Here is a 23,678-nt window from a genome sequence, read left to right on the forward strand (position 1 = left end):
CAGGGATGTGTGCAACCAGTCAACATGCCGAGTGCGCAGGAGAAAAGTTATGCCTCAGATGGCCCCCGTGATGACAATTGATGGCCCGAGTGGAGCCGGTAAAGGCACCCTGTGCCAACTGTTGGCAGAGAAACTGGGGTGGCACCTGCTCGACTCCGGTGCCATCTACCGGGTACTGGCGCTGGCGGCCTTGCACCACGATGTGGAGCTCGATGCCGAAGCCGCTCTGGTGCCCCTGGCTGCTAATCTGGACGTGCAGTTCCAGGTCGACGGCGGACAGGTCAAGGTGGTGCTGGAAGGGGAGGATGTCTCCCGTACCATCCGCTCCCAGGAAGTGAGCGATGCCGCCAGCAAGGTCGCAGTCTTCCCCCGCGTGCGCGAGGCGCTGCTGCGCCGCCAGCGTGCCTTCCGCCAGTTGCCGGGGCTCATTGCCGATGGCCGTGACATGGGTACTGTGGTTTTCCCCGAGGCCGAGGTGAAGATCTTCCTCGATGCCAGCGCGGAAGAGCGGGCGCAGCGCCGCTATAAGCAGTTGCAAGATAAGGGCTTTGATGTTAACTTTGAGCGTCTTTTAACCGAGATTCGGGAACGTGATGATCGCGACAGAAATCGCGCCGTTGCCCCCCTGAAACCCGCGGAAGATGCTCTTGTGGTAGACTCAACGTCTATGACCATAGATGAGGTACTGGCAACGGTACTCGCCTATGCGGAGCAACAACTTGGTGATGTCAGCACCAGCTGATGTCAGTCGTCTGCACCATGGATGGCGCAGATAATTTAAAACAACCCCGCTTGTGCCGGATTGCGAGTGGATGTTTCATTTGTGACACAAACAATGATCGAATCTTTTGCTCAACTCTTTGAAGAGTCCCTGAACGCCGTTGAAACCCGTCAAGGTTCCATCGTCAAGGGTACCGTCGTTGCTATCGAGAACGGTTTCGTACTGGTTGACGCCGGTCTGAAATCCGAGTCTGCCATTCCTGCTGAAGAGTTCAAGAACGCCCTGGGCGAGCTGGAAATCAACGTAGGCGACACCGTTGACGTGGCTCTGGACTCTATCGAAGATGGTTTCGGCGAAACCAAGCTGTCCCGCGAAAAAGCCAAGCGCCACGAAGCCTGGCTGCAGCTTGAGAAGGCATACGAAGAGCAAGCTACCGTTATCGGTATCATCAACGGCAAGGTCAAGGGTGGTTTCACCGTTGAACTGAACGGCATCCGTGCCTTCCTGCCGGGTTCTCTGGTTGACGTGCGTCCGATCCGTGACACCGCTCACCTGGAAAACAAAGAACTCGAGTTCAAGGTCATCAAGCTGGACCAGAAGCGCAACAACGTTGTCGTTTCCCGTCGTGCCGTGATCGAAACCGAGAACACCTCCGAGCGCGAAAGCCTGCTGGCCAACCTGCAAGAAGGTCAAGAAGTTAAGGGTATCGTCAAGAACCTGACCGACTACGGTGCATTCGTAGATCTGGGCGGTGTTGACGGCCTGCTGCACATCACCGACATGGCGTGGAAGCGCGTTAAGCATCCTTCCGAAATCGTCAACGTTGGCGACGAGATCGCAGTCAAGGTTCTGAAGTTCGACCGCGAGCGTACCCGTGTATCCCTGGGTCTGAAGCAGCTGGGCGAAGATCCCTGGGTTGCTATCGCCAAGCGTTACCCGGAGACCACCCGTCTGTCTGGCCGCGTGACCAACCTGACCGACTACGGCTGCTTCGTTGAAATCGAAGAAGGCGTTGAAGGCCTGGTACACGTATCCGAGATGGATTGGACCAACAAGAACATCCACCCGTCCAAGGTTGTTAACGTTGGCGACGTGGTTGACGTGATGGTTCTGGACATCGACGAAGAGCGTCGTCGTATCTCCCTGGGTCTGAAGCAGTGCAAGTCCAACCCGTGGCAGCTGTTTGCCGAAACTCACGCCAAGGGCGACCGTGTTTCCGGCAAGATCAAGTCCATCACTGACTTCGGTATCTTCATCGGTCTGGACGGCGGCATCGACGGCCTGGTTCACCTGTCTGACATCTCCTGGAACAACCAGGGCGAAGAAGCAGTACGTGAATTCAAGAAGGGCGACGAAATCGAAGCCGTTGTTCTGCAAGTGGACCCGGAGCGCGAGCGCATCTCCCTGGGTGTCAAGCAGATCGAAGAAGACCCGTTCAACAAGTACCTGTCTGACAACAAGAAAGGTGCTATCGTGAAGGGTAAGGTTACCGAGGTTGATGCCAAGGGTGCCGTGATCGAACTGGCTGACGGCGTGGAAGGCTACCTGCGTGCCTCCGACGCTGCTCGTGACCGTGTAGAAGACGCCACTCTGGTGCTGTCTGTCGGTGACGAAGTTGAAGCCAAATTCATGGGTGTTGATCGCAAGAACCGTACCGTAAGCCTGTCTGTCCGTGCCAAGGACGAGGCTGATGAGCGTGTTGCCATCGACAGCCTGAACCAACAAGAAGAAGTTGTGTTCAGCAATGCCATGATGGAAGCGTTCAAAGCCGCCAAGGGTGAGTAATCCTTGATGCAAGAAAAGGGCGGCTTCACGCCGCCCTTTTTTATCTTGGCATAATGAAAATTGCATGTGATCGGGGAAGGAGATTTAACCTTATGACCAAATCAGATCTCATCGAACAATTGGCTGCCAGCCGCATGCATATGCCGGCCAAAGATGTCGAAGCCGCCATCAAGGAGATCCTTGAGCAGATGGCATCGACCTTGCAAAACGGCGACCGGATTGAAATCCGAGGATTTGGAAGTTTCTCACTGCACTATCGTGCGCCCCGTGTGGGTCGCAACCCCAAGACAGGGGACAAGGTTGAATTGACCGGGAAATATGTCCCGCATTTCAAGCCTGGTAAAGAGTTGCGCGAACGCGTGAACATCATCGAATAATGCAGAAAATGGCATACCTGGGTATGCCTTTTTTATTTTTACGTCTTTAGATATGTGATTTGTCAGGTTTCTCGCAGTCTTTTCCCATTCGCTCTAGAGTCTGCCTGTGATTTTAAGGATAATCAGTCTCTCATTAGCTACAGACAGGGAGATCTTATGAAGCGTATCTTGGCCCTCATCCCATTGGTGCTGGTGTTTGTACTGACCCTCGCCATCGGCTCGCAAAATGGCCAGCTGGTGCAGTTCAACTATCTCATCGCCCAGGGGGAGTTCTCCCTCTCCATGCTGCTGGGGTTCTTCTTTGCCGGTGGCTTCCTGTTGGGCTGGCTGGTGTTCGGTCTGCTCTTCCTGCGCTTGAAACTGCAAAACCGTACCCTCAGTCGTACCATGCGTCGTCAATCCCGTGAGTTGGAGCTAGCCCGGTCGCCAGCCAAGGAATAATGTCCCTCGATGCTTGAACTGCTTTTCCTGCTGTTGCCGATTGCCGCTGGTTATGGCTGGTACATGGGACGCAGGAGTGTTCGCCAGGACACCCAGCAACAGAGTAACCAGTTTTCCCGCCAGTACGTGGCGGGCCTCAACTATTTGCTGTCTGACGAGTCGGACAAGGCGGTGGATCTCTTTATCCAGCTGCTGGAAGTCGACAGCGAAACCATCGAAACCCATCTCTCCCTCGGCAACCTGTTTCGTCAGCGGGGCGAGGTCGATCGTGCCATCAAGATCCACCAGAACCTGGTCGCCCGCCAGCTGACCCGGGAGCAGCGTCAGCTCGCGCTGCAGGAGCTGGCCCGGGATTTCCTGGCTGCCGGCCTGCTGGATCGGGCGGAAGCACTCTGGAAGGAGCTGTGCGAGGACAGCGACTTTGAAGAGACGGCGCTGGCGCAGTTGCTCATCATCCATCAACAGCTGCGTGACTGGGACAAAGCCATCGAGGTCGCCATTCGCCTGCAGAAATTCCAGGGCAAGAAGCTGGCGGAGCCTATCTCCCATTTCTATTGCGAGCAGGCGGAGAGCGCCTTGCGCGACGGTGACAAGGGGGCGGGGATCGCCAAGTTCAAGCGGGCGCTCGCAGCCCACCCTGCCTGTGCTCGGGCCAGCCTGCGACTTGCTGATCTGTCGATGGAGGAGGGCAAGTACGAGGAGGCCAGCAAGGATCTGCTGCGGGTGTTCGAGCAGGACATGGATTTTGCCTCCGAGGCCATGCCCAGGCTGCTCGATTGCTATCAGCAGCTTGGCCGCACCCAGGAGCTGATCCCGCTGCTGGAGAAGGCGGTGGAGGATCATGCCGGTGTCAGCGTGACCCTGGCCCTGGCCAATCTGGTGGAGGCGCGCGACGGTCTGAGTCAGGCCCGCGCCCTGGTGCTGCGCCAGCTGCGGCGCCACCCCTCCATGAAGGGGTTTTACCAGCTGGTGGGCTTCCAGCTGGCGAGTGCCGAGGAGGGGCCCGCCAAGGAGAGTCTGGAGCTGCTGCAGCAGCTGGTCGGCGAGCAGATCAAGATAAAATCGACCCACAAGTGCCGCCAGTGCGGCTTTGCCACCCATTCGCTGTTCTGGCAGTGTCCCTCCTGCCGGCAGTGGGGCTCCATCAAGCCTATCCGTGGCCTGGATGGTGAATAGCCCTTAGTGACCAAACGTCCGTCCCCGCGCGTCTCGAGTGGAGACGGCAAGCCGAACCAGGCGCGAACCCAAGTGATCAAGATGCCAGACTGCGACCGGCTCGTCGGCCGTGTCGAGTCTGGATGTGGCATAACAACCCATAGGAAGTGACATGCAAGACCCCAAAGTACTGGTCGCGCTGGATTATCAGCACGAAGCCGATGCCTTCGCCTTCATTGAACAGATCTCCCCGGCCGAGTGCCGCCTCAAGGTGGGCAAGGAGATGTTTACCCTGTTTGGCCCCCAGTTCGTCCGCCAGCTGGTGGCCAAGGGGTTTGACGTCTTCCTGGATCTGAAGTTTCACGATATCCCGAACACCGTCGCCAAGGCCGTGGCGGCGAGTGCCGAGCTCGGGGTCTGGATGGTGAACGTCCACGCCAGCGGGGGAGAACGCATGATGCGTGCCGCCAGGGAGGCGCTGCTGCCCTATGGTGACAAGGCGCCTTGGCTTATCGGGGTGACAGTGCTGACCAGCATGGAGCAGTCCGACATGGTGCCCCTGGGTCTGGATCTGAGCCCGGCCGAGCAGGTGATCCGGCTGGCCACCCTCGCCAAGGCGGCAGGGCTGGACGGTGTGGTCTGCTCCGCCGAGGAAGCCAGTGAGCTGAAGGCCTTGCTCGGCACTGACTTCAAGCTGGTGACCCCGGGCATTCGCCCGAGCGGATCGGCTGCCGGGGATCAACGCCGGGTCATGACGCCGTTGGCGGCGGTGGAGGCGGGGGCCGACTATCTGGTGATAGGGCGCCCTATCACCCAGGCGGCGGATCCAGCTGCCGTGCTGGGAGCGATCAACGCCGAGCTCTGCCGATAAGGGGCCGACCCCTTGATGACAACAGGCCGGATTGCAGATCCGGCCTGTTGCATTTTGGTGGGTGAGAACTGTTGCGAGCGGGTGGCCGCGTTTATCCGCAGGGGATCAGGACTTGACGGTCTGCACACCCAGGCCGATGGGGAAGAGGCCGAGCAGCAGGCCGGCGGCCGAGCCGATGAGGTGCGACTCTATGTGCACCCTGGCGCCAATGAGGGCAGAGACAGGGCTCTCTCCCGCACTGTAAAAATCCAGCCCGAGCTTGATGACGATGCCAAGCAGCATGAGCCAGCCCGAGTAGCGACGATAGCGGATATCCTGCATGGCCCCCCACACGAACAAGCCGTGCAGCAGGCCGGAGAGCCCCATGTACCATTGGGTCTGCGGGCACCACCACCAGATCCCGAGCCCGACGGCCGTCCCCAGCAGCAGGAGCAGCACGGGCAGGCGCCAGCCCGTCAGGTATTCGCGAAACAGGCTGTAGAGCACCGCAAGCCCGCTCAGGTTGAGCAGCAGGTGCCATCCGTTGGTGTGGGCCAGATTGCCTGTTATGATGCGCCACCCTTCGCCCTGGGCGATCAGGCCGCGATCGAAGGAGAGCAGCTGGTTAGGTACGGTGAAGAAGAGCAAGGCAGTGACGAGCGAAAGCGTGATGACCCAGAGCAGACCCGATTTTTCTGACAACATGAAACAACCCAACGACAGAGAGAGCCGATACTGTACACGCTGTACCCGAGCCCTCAAAGCCTGCCTGTGTGAATATATCCAGCAGGTGCCCCACTTCGCACCGCTCCATATCCTGCAGCATCCCGGCGAGGTCGCTCACCCCAAGGGCACGGCCACCCTGCTGGCCGCCTCCCTCAGCCATGCCCGCATTCACGTGGGGGAGAGCTTCGCCGATGCCGACTGGCTCAATGACCTGCTCGCCGACCCCAAGGTGCAGTGCTATCTGCTGTGGCCCGATGATGAGGCCCTGACCCTGGCGCAGGTGCGCGAGGGCCGTGAGCAAGCCAAAGAGGTGCACTTTATCCTGCTCGATGGCACCTGGCGCAAGGCCTATCGCATGTTGCACAGCAACCCGGCCCTGCTGGGATTGCCGAGGATCACGCTCGGTGCCATGGCGGGGCAATATTCCATTCGCAAGAAACCGTTTCCCGAGGCGCTCTCGACCCTGGAGGCGGGCTACCATCTGTTATCCCAGTGGGAAGGGGAGCCCGAGCGCTTCGCCCCGCTGATGAACCTCTTTACCCAGTTGAACCGGCAGTGGCATGACTTTGCCCAAGGTCGCCGCGCTTGAATCTGAATTGCAAACAGGAGTGATGAACGTGAAAAAAGCCGTCGTGGTATTCAGTGGTGGTCAGGACAGTACCACCTGTCTGGTGCAGGCCCTGGCCCTCTATGATGAAGTGCACGCCATCACCTTCGACTATGGCCAGCGTCATAGGGAAGAGATCGAGACTGCTCGCCGTCTGGTCGGGCAGCTCGGGGTGGCTGCCCACAAGGTGATGGATGTGACCATGCTGGGTGAGCTGGCCGTCTCGGCCCTGACCCGGGACGACATCCCGGTCAGCGGTGAGCTGCAGGAGAACGGCCTGCCCAACACCTTCGTGCCGGGCCGCAACATACTGTTTCTGACCCTGGCGGCCATCTATGCCTATCAGGTCGGCGCCGACACCCTGATCACCGGGGTGTGCGAGACCGACTTCTCCGGTTATCCCGATTGCCGCGACGACTTCGTCAAGGCCCTCAATCAGGCGGTGTCGCTGGGGCTGGATCGCGCCATTCGTTTCGAGACTCCCCTGATGTGGCTCGACAAGGCGGAAACCTGGGCGCTGGCGGATCACTATGGTCACCTCGAGACGGTGCGCCAGCAGACCCTGACCTGCTACAACGGTATCCAGGGGGATGGCTGTGGCACTTGCCCCGCCTGCGAGCTGCGCAGCCGCGGCCTGCAGCGTTATTTGGGCGACAAGGCGGCCATCATGGCCAGCTTGCGCGAGAAAACCGGATTGTGATCCTGCGTCTTCCCCAGGTTTGGGGTATAATCCGCGCCTTTTGCAGCAAGCCGTGACCGAGATGCACTACCCAATCAACGAGATCTTCCAGACCATCCAGGGGGAGGGCGTCTTCACCGGCGTGCCCGCCATCTTCGTTCGCCTGCAAGGCTGCCCGGTGGGCTGCCCCTGGTGCGATACCCGCCATACCTGGGTGGTGGATCCTGCCCGTGAGGTGGGCAGCCGCGAGGTGCTCGACCGATCCAACGAGTCCGATGGCTGGAGCAAGATGAGCACGGGCGAGATCCTTGAGAGCTTCGAGACCCTGGGTTACCGGGCGCGCCATGTGGTGTTGACCGGTGGCGAGCCCTGTCTCTACGATCTGCACGAACTTTCGTCGGCCCTGCTGGCGGCGGGATATCAGGTACAGATCGAAACCAGTGGTACCAGCGAGATCCTGACCCACGCGCAGACCTGGGTCACCGTCTCCCCCAAGATCGGCATGAAGGGGGGGCTGCCTGTGCTGATGTCGGCTCTGGAGAGGGCCAACGAGATCAAGCATCCGGTGGCCACCGAGCGCCATATCGAGGAGCTCGACGCCCTGCTGGCAACGGCCAGCCTGCGCCCCGACGTGGTGATAGCATTGCAGCCCATCAGTCAGAAGCCCAGGGCCACCGAGCTGGCCATGGCGACCTGCATCGCCCGTAATTGGCGGCTCTCCATCCAGACCCATAAATATCTGAATATCGATTGATATGGACAGACTCTCCGATGAGCGGGTATTGCTCACCCTGGCGGGCAAGATGCCCTACGGTAAATATCAGGGGCGACGCATCATAGATATTCCCGAGCCCTATCTGGTATGGATGGCGCGCAGCGGCTTTCCGGCTGGCGCACTGGGCCAAACCCTGGCTCTGGCGTACGAGATAAAACTCAATGGACTGGAGTCCATGATTATTCCCATTATTAACAGGATGTCAGAATGAGAATATATACCCGGCAAGGGGACAAGGGCCTCACGCGGCTGGCTGATGGCTCCTCCCTTGCAAAAGATGACAGGCGGGTCGAGACCTATGGCGCCATTGACGAACTCAATTCCCAGATAGGTCTGCTGATGGCCGAAATACCCGAGAATGAGCCGGGATTATTGGCTGAACTCATATTGCTGCAGCAAGAGCTGTTTGATTTGGGCGGGGAGCTGGCGTTTTCCAGCGAGGCGCAAAATGCCTCCCTGTGGCAGGTCAATGAGGCCTGGACGGCGCGGCTGGAGCAACAGATTGATGCCTACAGCGCCCAGTTGCCGGTATTGCGCAATTTCATCCTGCCGAGCGGATCACGGGCGGCGGCGCAGGCCCATGTGGTGCGCACCCTGACACGTCGCTGCGAGCGGTTGCTCCTTGGCTTGAGCCGGGAAGAGCAGGTGAATCCGGCTATCCTGCCCTATCTGAATCGGCTAAGTGACTGGTTTTTCACGGTGGCCAGATACTTGCTGATCTCTGCCGGCACCCCGGAAGTGCTCTGGGTCAAGGCGGTAGACAGGCGCTGAAACGCCCGGCACTGACCCAATAAAAAAACCTCGCATGGCGAGGTTTTTTTATTGGGTGGGACTGTGCTTCAGATCAGATGGCAAAGTCTTCCACTGATTTGCCTTCGGCCACGGCCTTGGCAATGGCGGAGGGCATGCGGCCCTGGCCGGTCCAGGTTTTTTCCACGCCATTGTCCAGATAACGATATTTGGCGGGGCGGGGAGCGCGTTTGCCTTTGCTGGCCTTGGTGCTTTCGGTGGCAACTGTGCCCACCAATTCAGCAGGATCTATCCCTGCGGCTTTCAACATTTCGGCGTATTCGGCAATTTTCTTCTGATGTTCTTCGCGGGCCTGGCGTTCGGCAGATTCATCCTGCTGGCGCTCGGCGACCACCTCGGACAATTTCTGCAGTCCCTCTTCCAGTTGCTCCAGGGACAAATCGCGGCAGGCTGCGCGCAGACTACGGATATTCAGCAGAATTTTCAAAAATTCGTTCATATTGGCTACCACGCGAGCAGAAATATTAATGGGAAGGGCTGGTTTTTCGATAATTTATAGGGGGATTTGGCATCAAGTCAAGTCTGCCAAAATAATTAATTAGGCAGATAAATAAAGTCCGGCAATTATTCACGACGCCCGGTTTATTCTCTTTGCAGCGGGCTCATTTCCGAATGAGTGCCGAGTAGATGAAAATATCGACCATATCGTATTTTATGAACCATTTGACTACCATTTTTCCGCTTTTCGCCACACAAGCCTTGAAATTTAATCAAAAAACTTGCTATCACCCGGTGGCTCGATAAAATGTGCCGCGAATACCTTTAAGTAGAGGCGCGCTGCCTATGAGTAACCGAGCGGAGGGTGATGCCTGCGATGCTCGATGAAAGGAGTCGGCGCCGAAGTGACCAGGCCATCATACCGGGTTGCTGGTTCTGCATCGAACAGGTGCAGGACTGCCATAGTCATCCACTATGGAGCGCTACCTGAAGGGGCTGAGGAGTATGCCCGCCCTGGGTTTTGTTTCTTTGATCCTCTCGGTAGATCTCCACCTGTTGTCTTTAGGTGCAAAGAGATCATGGACATCGTTCATTACGCCGACTCCGGTTGGTCCGTCGTTCCCCCCTTGTTGGCCGTCGCCCTTGCGATCATCACCCGCCGCGTCCTGGTGTCGCTGGGGGTTGGTATTGTGGCCGGCAGTCTGCTGCTCAACCAGTTCTCACCCCTCGATTCCCTGCATTACATGCTGAACACCGTGCTCAAGATCTTCTGGGTCGACGGTGCGCTCAACCGGGACAACGTCAACATGATCCTGTTCATGTTGCTGCTGGGGGGCCTCATCAGCCTGATGAGCGTCTCCGGGGCGACCCGGGCCTTCGCCGAGTGGGCGGCGCGCCGCGCCAAGACCCGCAAGGGGGCCAAGGCCCTCACCGGCATGATGGTCTTCGCCTTCTTCATCGATGACTTCTTCCACAGCCTGTCGGTGGGGGCCATCTGCCGTCCGGTCACCGATCGCTTCCAGATCTCCCGCGCCAAGCTGGCCTATCTGCTGGACTCCACCGCGGCGCCGGTCTGCGTGCTGATGCCCATCTCCTCCTGGGGCGCGTACATCATCGCCCTGGTGGGCGGCATAATGGCGGCCCACGGCCTGACCGATCAGAGCCCCATCTCCGCCTTCGTCGAGATGATCCCGATGAACCTCTATGCGGTCTTCACCCTGATCATGGTGCTGGTGGTGATCGCCTTCCAGCTCGACATCGGCTCCATGCGTCAACACGAACAGTGGGCGCTGGAAGGCAAGCTGTGGGATGAGTCCAAGGGCCGTCCCATCGGCCTGGACATGGAGTCTCCGGAGGAGAGCAATGGCGGCATGATCGACATGGTGCTGCCGATCCTGACCCTGACCCTGGCGACCGTCTACTTCATGATTGATTCCGGCGCCGCCGTGCTGGCCGGCAAAGGCCTGCCGTTCAGCGTGCTCGGCTCGTTCGAGAACACCAACGTCGGCTCCTCCCTGGTCTATGGCGCCCTGTGCAGCCTGGTGGTCTCCATCGGTCTGGCCATGCGCCTCAAGCTGGGTGCCAAGAACTGGATGAAGGCGGCCCCCCAGGGGATCATGGCCATGCTGCCCGCCATCAACATACTGCTGTTCGCCTGGACCATAGGCGCCGTGGTGCGCGACGTGGAGACCGGCAAGTACCTGGCCTCCCTGGCCAATGGCAACCTGCCGATCGAAGTGCTGCCGGCTGTGGTCTTCATCCTCTCCTGCGCCATGGCCTTTGCCACTGGCACCAGCTGGGGCACCTTCGGCATCATGCTGCCGCTGGCCGGTGACATGGCGGCTGCCAGCGACATCAGCCTGATGCTGCCGATGCTGGCCGCCGTGCTGGCGGGCTCGGTGTTCGGTGATCACAGCTCGCCCATCTCCAGCACCAGCATACTGTCGGCCACCGGCGCCGGCTGCCATCACATCGATCACGTGATGACCCAGCTGCCTTATGCGCTGGCCATCGCCTTCGGTGCCGCCCTCGGTTACCTGGTGATGGGGATGATGCACTCGGTGCTGGCGGGCTTCACGGTCAGCGCGCTCTGGTTCCTGATCTTCTCCGGTTACCATCTGCGCAAGGCTCGGGTGCAGCGCGCCCTGGCCGTCGCATAATAGAGAACAAGGGGCCCACGGGCCCCTTGGTTTTGGCAGGGGCTTTGGTTAGCATGCCCCCCATCAATCCCGTTTCGGAACCCCATCATGGCTTCACTGCACTACAAATTCGCCACCATGAACTCGGGCAAGTCGACCCAGCTCATCCAGGCCCACTTCAACTATCTTGAGCGTGGCATGTATCCGCTGGCCATGACCCCCGCCATCGACGATCGCTTCGGTCCGGGGATCATCAGCGCCAGGGTCGGGCTGGAGCTGAAGGTGGAGGTCTTCAGCGACAGCTGCGATCTGTTCGAGATGGTCAAGGCGCGCCACGCCGAGCGTCATATCGATGTGTTCATCGTCGACGAGGCCCAGTTTTTGACCCGCGAGCAGGTGTATCAGCTCGCCCGCATCGTCGATGAGCAGGACATTCCGGTGATCGCCTACGGCCTCAAGACCGACTTTCGCGGCGAGTTGTTCCCCGGCTCCTACCACCTGCTCTGCCTGGCGGACAAGTTCGAGGAGCTCAAAAGCATCTGCTGGTGCGGCAACAAGGCGCACATGAACTCCCGGGTCAACGAGGCGGGGCAGGTGATGCGCGACGGCGAGCAGGTGGAGATAGGGGGCAACGACCGCTATGTGTCGCTCTGCCGCAAGCACTATCTGGAAGGACGGGCTTACAAGTAAGCCACAGCATGAAGAAGGGCGCCTCAGGGGCGCCCTTTTTTGTCGACGAAGGGTTCAGTCTATCTCTATGTCCACCGGCGCTATGATGGGGTCGGCCACCGGCAGGCGGTGGAACAGCTGGCGAAAATGCTGCTGTACCCGGCCTATGTCCACCAGGGACATGCCGGAGGCGAAGCCGAACCAGACATAGAGACCGGTGAGATCGCGAAACATGGGGGGCAGGTAGCGGGGGGCATCGATCAGCCCCTCCAGATAGTGCTGATAGAGCACAGGGATGTCGTCCAGGGTCACCTTGCCGACGAACAGCATGGGCAGGATCTCCGGCACCCCCTCCAGCACGGCGCTGCGGATGAAGTTGACCGTCTCCACATAGCCTCTCACGTAGGAGAGATCCTTGGTGAAGCAGGCGCCTCCCTCGACCATGCCGCCGCGAAACACCCGCTGGGTGATCTTGTAGGCATCGTGCTCGCTGGCGCCCTTCTCGACGAAGTGGCGGAACACCTCGATGAAGTCGGCGCCGCGCTCCGCCATGTCGATGGCCATCACCCTATCCGAGATGCGCTTTGCCCTGTCCGGGAAGGAGCTGAAGGTGAGGGTCTCGATGAGCACCGCCAATCCCTCCTGGCAGGCGGTGATGCGGGGCGAGCCGGCACCCAGCCAGGTGGCATAGGATTGCTGGCGGCCGTTGAGGGTGGTGCCCACGTGCACCCAGCCCTCGTGCACTTCCAATACCTGCAAGTCCAGCTCGGAGAAGCGGGCGTGGGAGCTGAGCTTGATGTAATCCCCCCCGGCGGCAGCATCGGAGACGATGCCATCGCTCAGCTTGACCTGCACTGTGCCGTCGCTGAAGTAGTTCGACAGCTTGCCCTGCAACCTGGCCACCGCAGCTTCCCCCTCGAACTCCTTGGGGTAGGGGCGCACCAGATGGCGGGCGCCAGGCAGGGAGAAGATGTCGCACAGCCTGGCACCCAGCTCTTTCAGGGTCTTGCGATCCCCGCGCAGGTGATCGCTCGCCGAGCCGTACAGCAACTGGCTGTAGCGCTGAAAGTCCGGCTGCCCGCGCTGGCGCAGCATCTCGATCACCACCATGTACTGATCCACCGTCTCTTGCAGGATCCGGCCCAGATCATCCTGCGGCCCCAGCTTTCTGCGGATCCTGTCCCTCAGCTCCTTGAGCTCCAGGTATTTGTTGCGGGGATCAAAATCGAGGGGGAGGGCCTGATAGAAGTCGGTATCGATGGCGGGCAGCGCTCGCCCGCCCTTGGCGAGAAACTCGGTCTGCAGGTGGCGGGGCCACTTGATGGCATCCAGGATGCGAATGGGTTTTTGCAGGGCGAGCAGTTCATCCGAGAGGGATTTCAGGTGCAGGCGATACTTTTCTTGGATGGTCATCGGGCCTTCTGTGGAGGCGAGTGCGGTACGAGAATGGCTGAGTATATGCATAGCGCTTGCCAAAAAGAAGCGAGACCGGGAGTGATCCGGCCTGTGCGCTTTTGGTTGTCGGAAAATTGGTTTAGACTGCGCCCCTTGATCCTTATTGTGTTCGTGAAAATGATGAATATCCCCAGCTCTGAAATGATAATGCGTTGGCTGCAGCAGGCCCGGATCGAGCACTATGTGTGCGATCAGTGCCACGGCATCCACATGGTCTCCCTGCAGTCCGTCGAGGGCATCCAGGAGAGCCGGATCTTCGTGGAAGAGGAAGGGTTGCTGTTTTCATCCGAGCTGGAGGTGCGCCCCTCATCGCTGCTGCCCCTGGTGGCCGAGCTGGGTCGTCTCAACATGCAATACCCGTCCCTCAAGGTGTTCCTCGACATCATAGATGACAACCTGCCGCGCCTCGTCGTGGGCCATACCGTCTTCACCAAGGCGGGTCTCACCGTCGAGCAGTTCCTGCTGTTCGTCGAGAGCACCACGGCGGCGACCCATGAAGTGGTTTCCGAATGTGAACGCCTCGGCTTCCTCAATCTGCCGGAGATCCAGGTCGCACCGGAATCTGTGCACTGAGTTGCGCGTTTAATGTGCGAACGGTTCGCGGCAGCCAAAAAGCCGTTGACGCCGGCGGGGCTTTCCCCTAAATTACGCCCCGTTCCGGCGCAATAGCTCCGCGAATGTCGTGTTGGCTGAACACGTTAAACAACAGACAAAAATTTGGTGATGTGCCCAAGTGGCTGCCAGCCGATGAAATCGGCAAGAAAGCACGCAGCGCGTGCTACGCAAGCCACAGTCAGATGACTGAAACAAATTGGTGAGGTGTCCGAGTGGCTGAAGGAGCACGCCTGGAAAGTGTGTATACGGCAACGTATCGAGGGTTCGAATCCCTCCCTCACCGCCAAATAAAGTAAAAGGGCCTGTCGCAAGACAGGCCCTTTTTCTTTATCCGGTGATGGGCGGCTCGGTTCTAACCCTGGTTCGACAAGGGGGCAGGACAGCCCCCTTGGACAGCCGCAGGCTGCCCGCAGGGCGAGCGCCAGGGATGGCGCGAGTCAATCCCGACCCACCGCCAAATTGAAAGCCCGACCTGATGGTCGGGCTTTTTGCATCTTGGATCGCCACAGGCATCGATGACACAAATAAAAACCCGACCCATGGTCGGGTTTTTGACTTGTGGTGCTTGCTCATCTCTCACCCATTTCCTTGCTGCAGGTCCGGTGGTGGCCGGTTGCATACAGGGAATGCTGATCAGGCGAGATCGAAGCGATCCAGGTTCATCACCTTGGTCCAGGCCGCCACGAAGTCCTTCACGAACTTCTCTTTCCCGTCCGTACTGGCATACACCTCGGCCAGGGCCCGCAACTGGGAGTTGGAACCGAACACCAAATCGACCCGGGTGCCGGTCCACTTCACCGCACCGCTTTTACGATCACGGCCCTCGAACTCCTGGTTCGTGTCCGAGATCGGCTTCCACTCCACGCCCATGTCGAGCAGGTTGACGAAGAAGTCGTTGGTCAAGGCTTCAGGTCGGGAGGTGAACACCCCATGCTTGCTCTGCCCGACATTGGTGTTCAACACCCGCAAGCCGCCCAGCAGTACAGTCATTTCCGGGGCGGTGAGTGTCAGTAGTTGCGCCTTGTCAATCAGCAATTTCTCCGCTGGTACTGTGTATTGCTGCTTGAGGTAGTTGCGGAAGCCATCGGCAATCGGTTCAAGGAAGCCGAACGAATCGACATCGGTCTGTTCCTGGCTGGCGTCCATGCGCCCAGGGGTGAATGGCACCGTCACGGTCTGCCCGGCATTTTTCGCCGCTTGTTCGACGCCCACGCCGCCGGCGAGCACGATCAGGTCAGCCAGGGAGATTTTCTTGCCACCGGCTTGCGTACCGTTGAACTCGCTGCGAATGCTTTCGAGTTTCTCCAGCACAATCGCCAGTTGATCCGGTTGGTTGGCCTGCCAGGATTTCTGCGGTTCCAGACGCAAGCGTCCGCCGTTGGCACCGCCGCGCTTGTCGGAGCCACGGAAGGTCGAAGCCGCCGCCCACGCCGTCGACACCAGCTGACCGACCGACAGGCCGGAGGACGCCAGCTTGCCTTTGAGGGCCGCCACGTCACTGTCATTGACCAGTGCATGGTCAACTTCGGGGATCGGGTCTTGCCAGAGCAGTTCTTCAGCCGGCATTTCCGGGCCGAGGTAGCGCGACAGTGGCCCCATGTCACGATGGATCAGCTTGAACCAGGCACGGGCGAAGGCATCAGCCAGCTGATCGGGGTTCTGCAGGAAGCGCCGGGCAATCGGCTCGTAGATCGGGTCGAAACGCAGGGCCAGGTCGGAGGTGAGCATGGTCGGATTACGGCGTTTCGCAGGGTCGAAGGGATCCGGAATGATACCGGCGCCGGCGCCGTTTTTCGGCGTCCATTGATGCGCACCGGCCGGGCTCTTGGTCAGTTCCCACTCGAAGCCAAACAGGTTTTCCAGGTAGTTGTTGCTCCACTTTGTGGGGGTGGTGGTCCAGGTCACTTCCAAGCCGCTGGTGATGGTGTCGGGCCCCTTGCCGGTGCCGAAGGTACTCTTCCAGCCCAGGCCCTGCTGTTCCAGGCCTGCGGCTTCCGGTTCTGCCCCGACATTGTCGGCAGGTCCGGCGCCGTGGGTTTTTCCGAAGGCGTGACCGCCGGCGATCAGCGCCACGGTTTCTTCGTCGTTCATCGCCATGCGGCCGAAGGTTTCGCGAATGTCCTTGGCCGATTTCACCGGATCAGGCTCGCCTTCCGGACCTTCCGGGTTCACGTAGATCAGGCCCATCTGCACCGCGGCCAGCGGGTTTTCCAGATGACGACCGTCTTCGGTACGGCTGTCCTCGTTCCTCCCGGGCTCCGCTACCAGCGGTACATCACCCGGTGCTTGCACAGGTTTGCTGCCATCTTTGCCGTAACGGTTGTCGCCCCCCAGCCACTTGCTTTCCGAACCCCAGTAGACATCCTCGTCCGGCTCCCAGACATCTGGGCGGCCCCCGGAAAAACCAAAGGTCTTGAAGCCCATGGACTCCAGTGCGACGTTGCCGGTGAGGACGATCAAGTCGGCCCAGGAAATCTTGTTGCCGTATTTTTGCTTGATGGGCCACAGCAGTCGGCGCGCCTTGTCGAGGCTGACGTTATCCGGCCAGCTGTTGAGCGGCGCAAAGCGTTGCTGCCCGGTGCCAGCGCCGCCGCGACCGTCGGCGGTACGGTAGGTGCCGGCGCTGTGCCAGGCCATGCGAACAAAGAGGGGCCCATAGTGGCCGAAATCGGCAGGCCACCACTCCTGGGAGTCGGTCATCAGGGCCGTAAGGTCTTGCTTGAGTGCCTGGAAGTCGAGGCTTTTAAAGGCTTCGGCATAATTGAATTCGGCCCCCAGCGGGTCAGACTTGGGCGAATGCTGGCTAAGAATTTTCAGGTTTAGCTGATTCGGCCACCAGTCTCGGTTCGTCGTGCCGCCACCGGCGGCGTGGTTGAAGGGGCATTTGCTTTCTTCACTCATCTCAGTCTCTCCTTGGAGGTCATCTGCAATCCTGACAACTTAGTATGGGAAGATTTCCACTGCGCTGTGTGGGGGCATGGCAGGGGGGCCGCCTGCGGTTGAGCGGGTACTTATCAATAACTCCTTTATTTTCAATTTATTGCGTTATTGTGAAGTGAACGGATTACGAAAAGATGAATCACGACCATCTAGTTTAACAATTTATTTACGTTCTGCCCGTCTTCCCCTCGCGTCAGGAGCGGTGGCAACTCCTAATGCTGCTGCCTGGGCGCAAGCTGTTGTTCGCCCTTCATGAGGGAAGCAGGCAAGGCATTTGCCTGGTTTTTATCCATATCACTGTCATCGGCATCGAAGCTTGCGCTGCATCATGGGGAGCAGGGATACATCGGAGGGGCCTGATGACTCCGGTCATTTCTGTGATCCGGCCAGGCGATGTGGCAACACCTGGCGGGCTGGCGTGACGCTGATCGACCAGCAAAGTGACAAGAGTGAGAGGGCAGGGGGAACAAAGAGAATAAAAAAGAGGAAGTCGAGCGCTCGGGGCAAGTGGTGAGTCTGGGGCGCAGGCACAAAAAAACCGGCCCAGGGCCGGTTTTGATGAGGGCATCAGATGCCCTGTTCATGGCAAGTCAGGCTTGCCCCTGTCGGCTTGATCCAGCACGGACAGGCAATAATGGGGTGGCTGATGGGGCTCGAACCCACGACAACCGGAATCACAATCCGGGACTCTACCAACTGAGCTACAGCCACCACTGAAATCTGCCTTCAATGCTCCTCTTCCAGGGAAGAGTCACATTAATGGCGCGCCCTGCAGGATTCGAACCTGCGACCCACGGCTTAGAAGGCCGTTGCTCTATCCGACTGAGCTAAGGGCGCTCTGTATCGAGCCGTCACAAGACGTCTCGATGAACCTGGTCGGTGATAAAGGATTCGAACCTTTGACCCTCTGGTCCCAAACCAGATGCGCTACCGGGCTGCGCTAATCACCGAAATCTCATCGTCCAGCATACCGGGGGTGGTACGACTGGGCAACGGGCGGGCATCATACCCAAGCGTCAAAGTCAGCGTCAACGACTTTTTCCGCCAGTAAATTCAAATGCCTACTTATTGCCCGCCAGGCGAGAGCCGCTAACACCCGCGCCAAAAAAATGCGACAATGCGCGGCAGTTGAACACATGGTGAGTGAAGAACGATGTCTGCCAAAATCATTGATGGAAAACAGGTTGCGCAAACGATTCGCAATCAGGTCGCCGAACAAGTCCAACAGCGGTTGGCATTGGGCAAGCGGGCACCGGGTCTGGCGGTGATCCTGGTGGGGCTGGATCCGGCGTCCCAGGTCTATGTGGGCAGCAAGCGTCGTGCCTGTGAAGAGGTGGGGTTTGTCTCCCGCTCCTATGATCTCAGCGCCAATGCGACCCAGGAAGAGCTGCTGGCCCTGATCGACCGGCTCAATGAGGATGCGGAGGTGGACGGCATCCTGGTGCAACTGCCCCTACCGGCTCATTGCGACACCACACAGGTGCTGGAGCGCATCCGTCCCGACAAGGACGTGGATGGTTTCCACCCCTACAACGTGGGCCGTCTGGCCCAGCGCATCCCGGCGCTGCGTCCCTGCACCCCCAAGGGGATCATGACCCTGATAGAGGCGACCGGCGTCAAGACCCACGGTCTGCATGCGGTGGTGGTCGGCGCCTCCAACATCGTCGGGCGCCCGATGACGCTGGAGCTGCTGCTGGCGGGTTGCACCACCACCACTTGCCATCGCTTCACCCAGGATCTGGAGGCTCAGGTGCGCCGCGCCGATCTGTTGGTGGTGGCGGTGGGCAAGCCGAACTTCATTCCGGGGGAGTGGGTCAAGCCGGGGGCCCTGGTGATCGACGTGGGGATCAACCGCCTGGCCGACGGCTCCCTGGTGGGGGACGTGGAGTTTGAAACGGCGCGCAATCACGCCGCCTTCATCACCCCTGTGCCGGGTGGCGTGGGGCCCATGACGGTGGCCAGCCTGATGGAGAACACCCTGAGCGCCTGCCAGGATTATCACGACGCCTGAGCAGGGCGCCCTCCCGCACTAGGGAAGGGATGAGAGAAAGGGAAGGCCTGGCCTTCCCTTTTTTATTGCTGCTCGAACTTGATGCTCTGCCGAGGCGACTGGGCAGAGGCGGCCTTGTCAGATCAGGGCCAGCGCCGCCGCCAGATCGGCGATGAGATCATCGGCATCCTCCACCCCAATGCTGAAGCGGATGAGGTCGTCATTGACCCCGGCGGCGAGGCGGCTCGCCTCGTCCATGGCAGCGTGGGTGGTGCTGGCCGGATGGCAGGCCAGGCTCTCGAGATCGCCGAGGCTCACCGCCTGCACGAACAGCTGCAGGTTGTCGAGCAGGGTGGCGCAGCGGGCGAAGCCCCCTTCCAGCTCGATGCTCACCATGCCGCCAAAACCGCTGGCGAAGGCGCCGAGGGCATCGTGGCCCGGATGGTTGGCGAGTCCCGGGTAGATCACCTTCTTCACCGCCGGGTGGGCGGCGAGGAAGTCTGCCACCTTCTGGGCATTGTGCAGGTGGGCATCCATGCGCAGGGGCAGGGTCTTGACCCCGCGCTGCAGCAGGTAGGCCTCCTGTGGCCCGATGGGGGAGCCGATGTGCTTGAGGGCCACGGTGCGTACCGACTTCATCAGCGCGTGGGAGCCTGCCACCACACCGGCGATGATGTCGCCGTGGCCGCCCAGGTACTTGGTGCCGCTGTGCATCACCAGATCGATGCCCAGCTCCAGCGGGCGCAGCAGATAGGGGGTGAGGAAGGTGTTGTCACAGACGCTGATGGCGCCCACCTTGCGAGCCGCTTCCACCACCACCCGGGGATCCACCACCTTGAGGGTGGGGTTGGTCAGGGTCTCGAACAGGATCACCTTGGTGGCGGGGCTGATGTTGGCCAGCAGATCCTGATCGCTGTCGTAACTTGTGATGGTGATGCCGGCCCGGCTGAAGGTCTGCTTGAGAAACGCGTCTGTGCCGCCGTAGAGGGGGCCGACATAGGCCACTTCATCTCCGCTGCTGGCCAGGGCATAGAGGATGGCGCTCACCGCCGCCATGCCGCTCGCCACCACCAGCGCCTCGTCGGCGCCCTCCAGGGCCGCCAGCTTCAGCTCCAGCTCGGCGGTGGTGGGGTTGCCGAAGCGGCTGTAGATAAAGCCCGGGGCCTGGCCTGCGAAGCGCTCCTTGCCCGCCTGGGCATTGACGTAGCTGAAGGTGCTGCTCTGGTAGAGCGGTGTGGTGAGGGCGCCGGTCTGGGGATCGATCCGCTGGCCGCTGTGCACGCTCATGGTCTTGAATTTCATCGTTTTGCTCCGTGGTCGCCAGGCTATGGCGTTGTTGTTCTGGTGTGTAAATCGGTGGACGGGATGGCGGCTTGTTGCCATCCCCCTTGATGGTGTCAGGCCGGTACCGGCTCCTGCGCTACCCTGTGTTGCTGAGCATAGTGGCGCGCCGCCACGTCCGGGTGGGAGCGCAGCCTCCCCTTGAGCACATTCTCCCCCACCTGATAGAAGAGCGGGTTGGCCGGGTCGCTCTCGGGCCCTTGTGCCTGCGCCGCCAGGGCAGGGGAAAGCGACAGCAGCGGCACTGTGGCATCGAGTCTCGCCGCCATGAAGAAGGCGCAGGAGAGACGCGAGACCCCGGGGGGCGGGCTCTGCACCCGGTGCAGGGTCGCCTTGAGGTAGCCGTTGGAGGCAAGCTCCAGCAACTCGCCTATGTTGACCACCAGGGCGCCGGGCAGGGGCGGTGCGGAAATCCAGCCGTGCGCCGTCTCCACCTCTAGCCCCGAGTGATCGTCCTGCATCACCAGGGTCAGGTAGCCGGGATCCTTGTGGGCGCCGACTCCCTGGCCGCTGCCTCCCGCTTCCCGTCCCGGGTAGTGAATGAGCTTCATGTGCTGATAGGGGGCGCCCTGGATGCTCTCGTCAAACACCCCGGCCGGTTGCTCCAGCACCTCGGCAAAGGCGGCGAGCAGGGTGAGGGTGATGTCGCTCAGCCGCTCTTGCCAGTCCAGCAGTTGCGTCTTCATCTCGGGCAGGGCCGTGGGCCACTGGTTGGGGCCTATGAGCCGCTGCCAGGGTTTGCCGATATGCGCCAGGGGGAGGGCCTGCTCCTCGTTCATGATGTCGAACTGCTCCCGCCTGTCCGGCCGTTCCCGGGTGAGCTCGGCCCCCACCAGGTTGTAGCCACGAAAGTGGGGGGAGTGCACCATCTGCACCGCCAGCTTCTCCTGCAGGGGCAGGGCGAAGAAGCGGGCCGCCAGCGCCAGTGTCTCTCGTTGCTCCGCTTCGCTCAGACCATGGCCTGTCAGATAGAAGAAGCCGATGTCGCGGGCTGCCCGGCCAAGCTTGGCGAGCATCTGGCGACGTTCCTCGGGGGTGCCATTGATCGCGGCATAGTCGATGATGGGCAGTGATGAATGTTCCATGTGCATCTCCTCACTTGCCGGATATCGGGTGCAGTCCCGAGGATCCGGTACAAAGACGGCGGTGTGGCTCGTGGCAGGACTCAGGGTCTGTGGCTCACGATGGCACCATTTGGGTTGAGGGGGATGCTACTGTTCGGGGTTATAAGGTGGAAGCAACAAAATATTCTTAGTTATATACAAAAGTCGAAATAGAATTCGAGTCCTGTGGGGCAGCCTGTCAATTGCACGGAGAAAATGCGCCCCAGCCGATCGCCTTGCCCCTGAATCCGCCTGGGGTCGGGGACAGGAAGGGCGCAGTACCAGTGCGGGGCGAATTAACAAAGGGGAGGCACCAGCCTCCCCTTTGTTGGTGGGGCGCAAGGAGCAAGGGCGAGTGCCCGCTCGGTGCGCACCGGTCAGTGTCTTCAGTAACCCAGGGTGAAGCGCTGGCGCAGGTGAGCCGGTTTTTCTGCTTCGTTGATCACAGCATCCGCCAGATCCCCGACTGTGATCCCGGCAGGCTTGTCGCCGCTAAAGAGCACCTGATCGCCCCCGAGACGGTAGCCGCCGCGCTTCTCGCCGGGTTCGAGGAATACCGGCGGGGAGACGAAACGCCAGTCGAGGGCGGCTTCGCGGCGCAGGGCGGTGAGACCGTCGCGGGCCGCAAGCGCCCCTTGCTTCCACTCGGCCGGGAAGTCCGGGGTATCCACCAGCTGCACGCCGGGGGCTATCTCCAGGCTGCCGGCACCGCCGACCACCAGCAACCAGCTGTGGGCGGCTTTGGCTGCCTCGACAATGGCGCTGGCGCCCTTGAGGTACTGGTCGTAGATGTCCGGTGCGGTCCAGCCCGGGTTGTAGGCGCTGATCACCCTGTCGTGCCCCTTGAGCACGTCGGCCAGCGCCTGCGGGTCCTGGGCATCTACCGCCACTGTGGTGATCTGCGGGTGGGGGGCGACTTTGCTTGTGTCGCGCACTATGGCGGTAACGCTGTGGCCACGGCTGACGGCCTCATTGAGGATGGCTGAACCGACAAAACCGCTGGCACCTATGAGGGCAATTTTCATGGAGACGTCTCCTTCACTGTGGGAATGAGGCTATCCTACGCCCCCGGATGTGATTTAATAATCACCTGTAAATTGCATTCACTTGTAAGCTGGATTTAATAATGGATCAGCTCAGACGTTACGCCATCTTCGCCGCCGTGGTGGAGGCGGGCACCATGACGGGGGCCGCCAAGGCCCTCGGCATGACCCCCTCCGCGGTCAGCCAGCATATAGGCCAGCTAGAGAGCCTGCTCGGCCTCACCCTGCTCCATCGCTCCACCCGCCGCCTCAGCCTGACCGAGGCGGGGGAGGTGGTGTGGCAGGGGTGCCAGTCCCTGCAACAGACCCTCAACCAGACCGAGCTGCGCCTCTCGGAAGTGCGCGACAGCCTGCTCGGGGAGGTGCGGATCACCGCGCCCGTGGGCATGGCGGGTCAACCGCTGGCGCTGGCCTTGTCACCCCTGTTGCAGGCCCATCCGGGCCTCTGCATCCAGATCATCGCCGACGACGAGAAGCGGGATCTCATTGCCGAGCGCATCGACGTGGCGCTGCGGGTCGGCTCCCTGCCGGACTCCACCCTGGTAGCCCGCAAGCTGGGCCAGACCCGGATGCTGCTCTGCGCCGCCCCCGCCTACCTGGCGCGCAAGGGGACGCCGCGCACCCCCGCCGATCTGGCGACCCACGACTGGCTCAGTGGCGACATGCTGGGGAGCGGCTTGCTGCTCCTTGACGAGCGAGGGGGCGAGCACAGGGTGAGGTTCAAACCCAGGGTGCTCTGCAACAACGTCCTGCCCCTGCGCCAGTTTGCCCTGGCGGGGCAGGGGATCTCCCTGCAACCCGAGGGAGAGGTTGGCGAGGATCTCGCCCAGGGCCGCCTGCTCGCCCTGCTGCCAGGCTTTCGGGTGCCGCCCATGGAGATCCACGCCATCACTCCCCAGCGGGAGATCCCCGAGAAGGTGCGGCGGGTGATCACCGCCCTGCGCAGCCATTTCGCCGAGCCCGGGGGGACGGCGCGCCCCTTGTAGCACCGACCAAAAGCAGAGGGCAGCCCGTTGGCAG

At 60.7% G+C, this 23,678-nt stretch carries 23 protein-coding genes, 4 tRNA genes and 1 riboswitch; of the genes, 17 read left to right on the forward strand and 10 right to left on the reverse strand.

What is annotated here, in order from left to right; translation table 11 throughout:
• The first annotated feature begins 49 nt into the window (after window positions 1-49).
• The 6 genes from cmk (at window position 50) to pyrF (ending at window position 5,350) form a co-directional block, all read left to right on the forward strand.
• Complete coding sequence (gene cmk / locus WIR04_RS09170) at window positions 50-742, forward strand: (d)CMP kinase (protein WP_025327190.1); 693 nt, start codon at window positions 50-52, stop codon at window positions 740-742.
• Window positions 743-835: 93 nt separating this feature from the next.
• Window positions 836-2,506: a 30S ribosomal protein S1 gene (gene rpsA / locus WIR04_RS09175; protein ID WP_005327816.1), complete on the forward strand. Its 1,671-nt coding sequence runs from the start codon at window positions 836-838 to the stop codon at window positions 2,504-2,506.
• 92 nt (window positions 2,507-2,598) lie between these two features.
• Window positions 2,599-2,883, forward strand: a complete 285-nt coding sequence (gene ihfB / locus WIR04_RS09180; RefSeq protein WP_005299934.1) for an integration host factor subunit beta — start codon at window positions 2,599-2,601, stop codon at window positions 2,881-2,883.
• Between the two features lie 156 nt (window positions 2,884-3,039).
• On the forward strand, window positions 3,040-3,324 hold the full coding sequence (locus WIR04_RS09185; RefSeq protein WP_005327818.1) for a LapA family protein: 285 nt from the start codon (window positions 3,040-3,042) through the stop codon (window positions 3,322-3,324).
• 9 nt (window positions 3,325-3,333) lie between these two features.
• Complete coding sequence (lapB, locus tag WIR04_RS09190) at window positions 3,334-4,500, forward strand: lipopolysaccharide assembly protein LapB (protein WP_106886608.1); 1,167 nt, start codon at window positions 3,334-3,336, stop codon at window positions 4,498-4,500.
• Between the two features lie 151 nt (window positions 4,501-4,651).
• Complete coding sequence (pyrF, locus tag WIR04_RS09195; protein ID WP_338892097.1) at window positions 4,652-5,350, forward strand: orotidine-5'-phosphate decarboxylase; 699 nt, start codon at window positions 4,652-4,654, stop codon at window positions 5,348-5,350.
• 105 nt (window positions 5,351-5,455) lie between these two features.
• Here pyrF and rrtA read toward each other — a convergent pair whose 3' ends face one another.
• Entirely contained in the window at window positions 5,456-6,034 is a 579-nt protein-coding gene (rrtA, locus tag WIR04_RS09200) for a rhombosortase (protein ID WP_226989632.1), read from the reverse strand.
• On the opposite strand from rrtA, the gene WIR04_RS09205 reads away from it, so the two are divergent.
• From WIR04_RS09205 to WIR04_RS09225, 5 genes are all read left to right on the forward strand, one after another.
• A complete protein-coding gene (locus WIR04_RS09205) occupies window positions 6,000-6,644 on the forward strand; it encodes a tRNA-uridine aminocarboxypropyltransferase (RefSeq protein WP_338892099.1) in 645 nt (214 codons plus the stop codon). The genes rrtA and WIR04_RS09205 overlap by 35 nt on opposite strands.
• Window positions 6,645-6,672: 28 nt before the next feature.
• Complete coding sequence (gene queC / locus WIR04_RS09210) at window positions 6,673-7,362, forward strand: 7-cyano-7-deazaguanine synthase QueC (protein WP_025327185.1); 690 nt, start codon at window positions 6,673-6,675, stop codon at window positions 7,360-7,362.
• 61 nt (window positions 7,363-7,423) lie between these two features.
• Window positions 7,424-8,095, forward strand: a complete 672-nt coding sequence (gene queE / locus WIR04_RS09215; protein WP_338892100.1) for a 7-carboxy-7-deazaguanine synthase QueE — start codon at window positions 7,424-7,426, stop codon at window positions 8,093-8,095.
• Window position 8,096: 1 nt separating this feature from the next.
• The gene (locus tag WIR04_RS09220) at window positions 8,097-8,327 is read left to right on the forward strand and encodes a DUF3820 family protein (RefSeq protein ID WP_005327834.1); all 231 of its coding nucleotides are present in this window, start codon (window positions 8,097-8,099) and stop codon (window positions 8,325-8,327) included.
• On the forward strand, window positions 8,324-8,887 hold the full coding sequence (locus tag WIR04_RS09225; RefSeq protein ID WP_338892102.1) for a cob(I)yrinic acid a,c-diamide adenosyltransferase: 564 nt from the start codon (window positions 8,324-8,326) through the stop codon (window positions 8,885-8,887). Before WIR04_RS09220 ends, WIR04_RS09225 begins: the two co-directional genes overlap by 4 nt.
• A gap of 73 nt (window positions 8,888-8,960) precedes the next feature.
• Here the strand turns inward: WIR04_RS09225 and WIR04_RS09230 are convergent, their stop codons facing one another.
• Entirely contained in the window at window positions 8,961-9,365 is a 405-nt protein-coding gene (locus WIR04_RS09230) for an H-NS family nucleoid-associated regulatory protein (RefSeq protein WP_025327182.1), read from the reverse strand.
• A 320-nt stretch (window positions 9,366-9,685) separates the two neighbouring features.
• Window positions 9,686-9,857, forward strand: a riboswitch (Lysine riboswitch).
• An 85-nt stretch (window positions 9,858-9,942) separates the two neighbouring features.
• Between WIR04_RS09230 and WIR04_RS09235 the strand changes: the two genes are divergently transcribed.
• Window positions 9,943-11,523: a Na+/H+ antiporter NhaC family protein gene (locus WIR04_RS09235; protein ID WP_338892103.1), complete on the forward strand. Its 1,581-nt coding sequence runs from the start codon at window positions 9,943-9,945 to the stop codon at window positions 11,521-11,523.
• Window positions 11,524-11,610: 87 nt separating this feature from the next.
• The gene (locus WIR04_RS09240; protein WP_025327180.1) at window positions 11,611-12,192 is read left to right on the forward strand and encodes a thymidine kinase; all 582 of its coding nucleotides are present in this window, start codon (window positions 11,611-11,613) and stop codon (window positions 12,190-12,192) included.
• A 54-nt stretch (window positions 12,193-12,246) separates the two neighbouring features.
• On the opposite strand, the gene WIR04_RS09245 is transcribed toward WIR04_RS09240, so the two are convergent.
• Complete coding sequence (locus WIR04_RS09245) at window positions 12,247-13,584, reverse strand: flavohemoglobin expression-modulating QEGLA motif protein (protein ID WP_307764741.1); 1,338 nt, start codon at window positions 13,582-13,584, stop codon at window positions 12,247-12,249.
• A 159-nt stretch (window positions 13,585-13,743) separates the two neighbouring features.
• Between WIR04_RS09245 and WIR04_RS09250 the strand changes: the two genes are divergently transcribed.
• Both WIR04_RS09250 and WIR04_RS09255 read left to right on the forward strand, forming a co-directional pair.
• The gene (locus tag WIR04_RS09250) at window positions 13,744-14,199 is read left to right on the forward strand and encodes a YbjN domain-containing protein (RefSeq protein ID WP_160839247.1); all 456 of its coding nucleotides are present in this window, start codon (window positions 13,744-13,746) and stop codon (window positions 14,197-14,199) included.
• A gap of 240 nt (window positions 14,200-14,439) precedes the next feature.
• A tRNA-Ser gene (locus tag WIR04_RS09255) sits at window positions 14,440-14,527 on the forward strand.
• Window positions 14,528-14,874: 347 nt separating this feature from the next.
• Here WIR04_RS09255 and katG read toward each other — a convergent pair.
• From katG to WIR04_RS09275, 4 genes are all read right to left on the reverse strand, one after another.
• Window positions 14,875-17,142 carry a catalase/peroxidase HPI gene (katG, locus tag WIR04_RS09260; protein ID WP_338892108.1) on the reverse strand — a complete coding sequence of 756 codons (2,268 nt, stop codon included), beginning with the start codon at window positions 17,140-17,142 and terminating at the stop codon, window positions 14,875-14,877.
• A gap of 674 nt (window positions 17,143-17,816) precedes the next feature.
• A tRNA-His gene (locus WIR04_RS09265) sits at window positions 17,817-17,892 on the reverse strand.
• 49 nt (window positions 17,893-17,941) lie between these two features.
• Window positions 17,942-18,018 (reverse strand) — tRNA-Arg (locus tag WIR04_RS09270).
• Between the two features lie 36 nt (window positions 18,019-18,054).
• Window positions 18,055-18,131, reverse strand: a tRNA-Pro gene (locus WIR04_RS09275).
• A gap of 203 nt (window positions 18,132-18,334) precedes the next feature.
• Here WIR04_RS09275 and folD point away from each other — a divergent pair.
• Complete coding sequence (gene folD / locus WIR04_RS09280; protein WP_005326697.1) at window positions 18,335-19,192, forward strand: bifunctional methylenetetrahydrofolate dehydrogenase/methenyltetrahydrofolate cyclohydrolase FolD; 858 nt, start codon at window positions 18,335-18,337, stop codon at window positions 19,190-19,192.
• 117 nt (window positions 19,193-19,309) lie between these two features.
• On the opposite strand, the gene WIR04_RS09285 is transcribed toward folD, so the two are convergent.
• From WIR04_RS09285 to WIR04_RS09295, 3 genes are all read right to left on the reverse strand, one after another.
• Window positions 19,310-20,473: a trans-sulfuration enzyme family protein gene (locus WIR04_RS09285; protein WP_338892110.1), complete on the reverse strand. Its 1,164-nt coding sequence runs from the start codon at window positions 20,471-20,473 to the stop codon at window positions 19,310-19,312.
• A gap of 95 nt (window positions 20,474-20,568) precedes the next feature.
• Window positions 20,569-21,597, reverse strand: a complete 1,029-nt coding sequence (locus tag WIR04_RS09290) for an isopenicillin N synthase family dioxygenase (protein ID WP_338892111.1) — start codon at window positions 21,595-21,597, stop codon at window positions 20,569-20,571.
• Between the two features lie 404 nt (window positions 21,598-22,001).
• On the reverse strand, window positions 22,002-22,640 hold the full coding sequence (locus WIR04_RS09295) for an NAD(P)-dependent oxidoreductase (RefSeq protein WP_338892113.1): 639 nt from the start codon (window positions 22,638-22,640) through the stop codon (window positions 22,002-22,004).
• Window positions 22,641-22,741: 101 nt separating this feature from the next.
• Between WIR04_RS09295 and WIR04_RS09300 the strand changes: the two genes are divergently transcribed.
• A complete protein-coding gene (locus WIR04_RS09300; protein WP_338892115.1) occupies window positions 22,742-23,644 on the forward strand; it encodes a LysR family transcriptional regulator in 903 nt (300 codons plus the stop codon).
• Window positions 23,645-23,678: the final 34 nt, after the last annotated feature.

The sequence above is a fragment of the Aeromonas rivipollensis genome (assembly GCF_037811135.1).
In the GTDB taxonomy this organism is placed as follows: domain Bacteria; phylum Pseudomonadota; class Gammaproteobacteria; order Enterobacterales; family Aeromonadaceae; genus Aeromonas; species Aeromonas rivipollensis.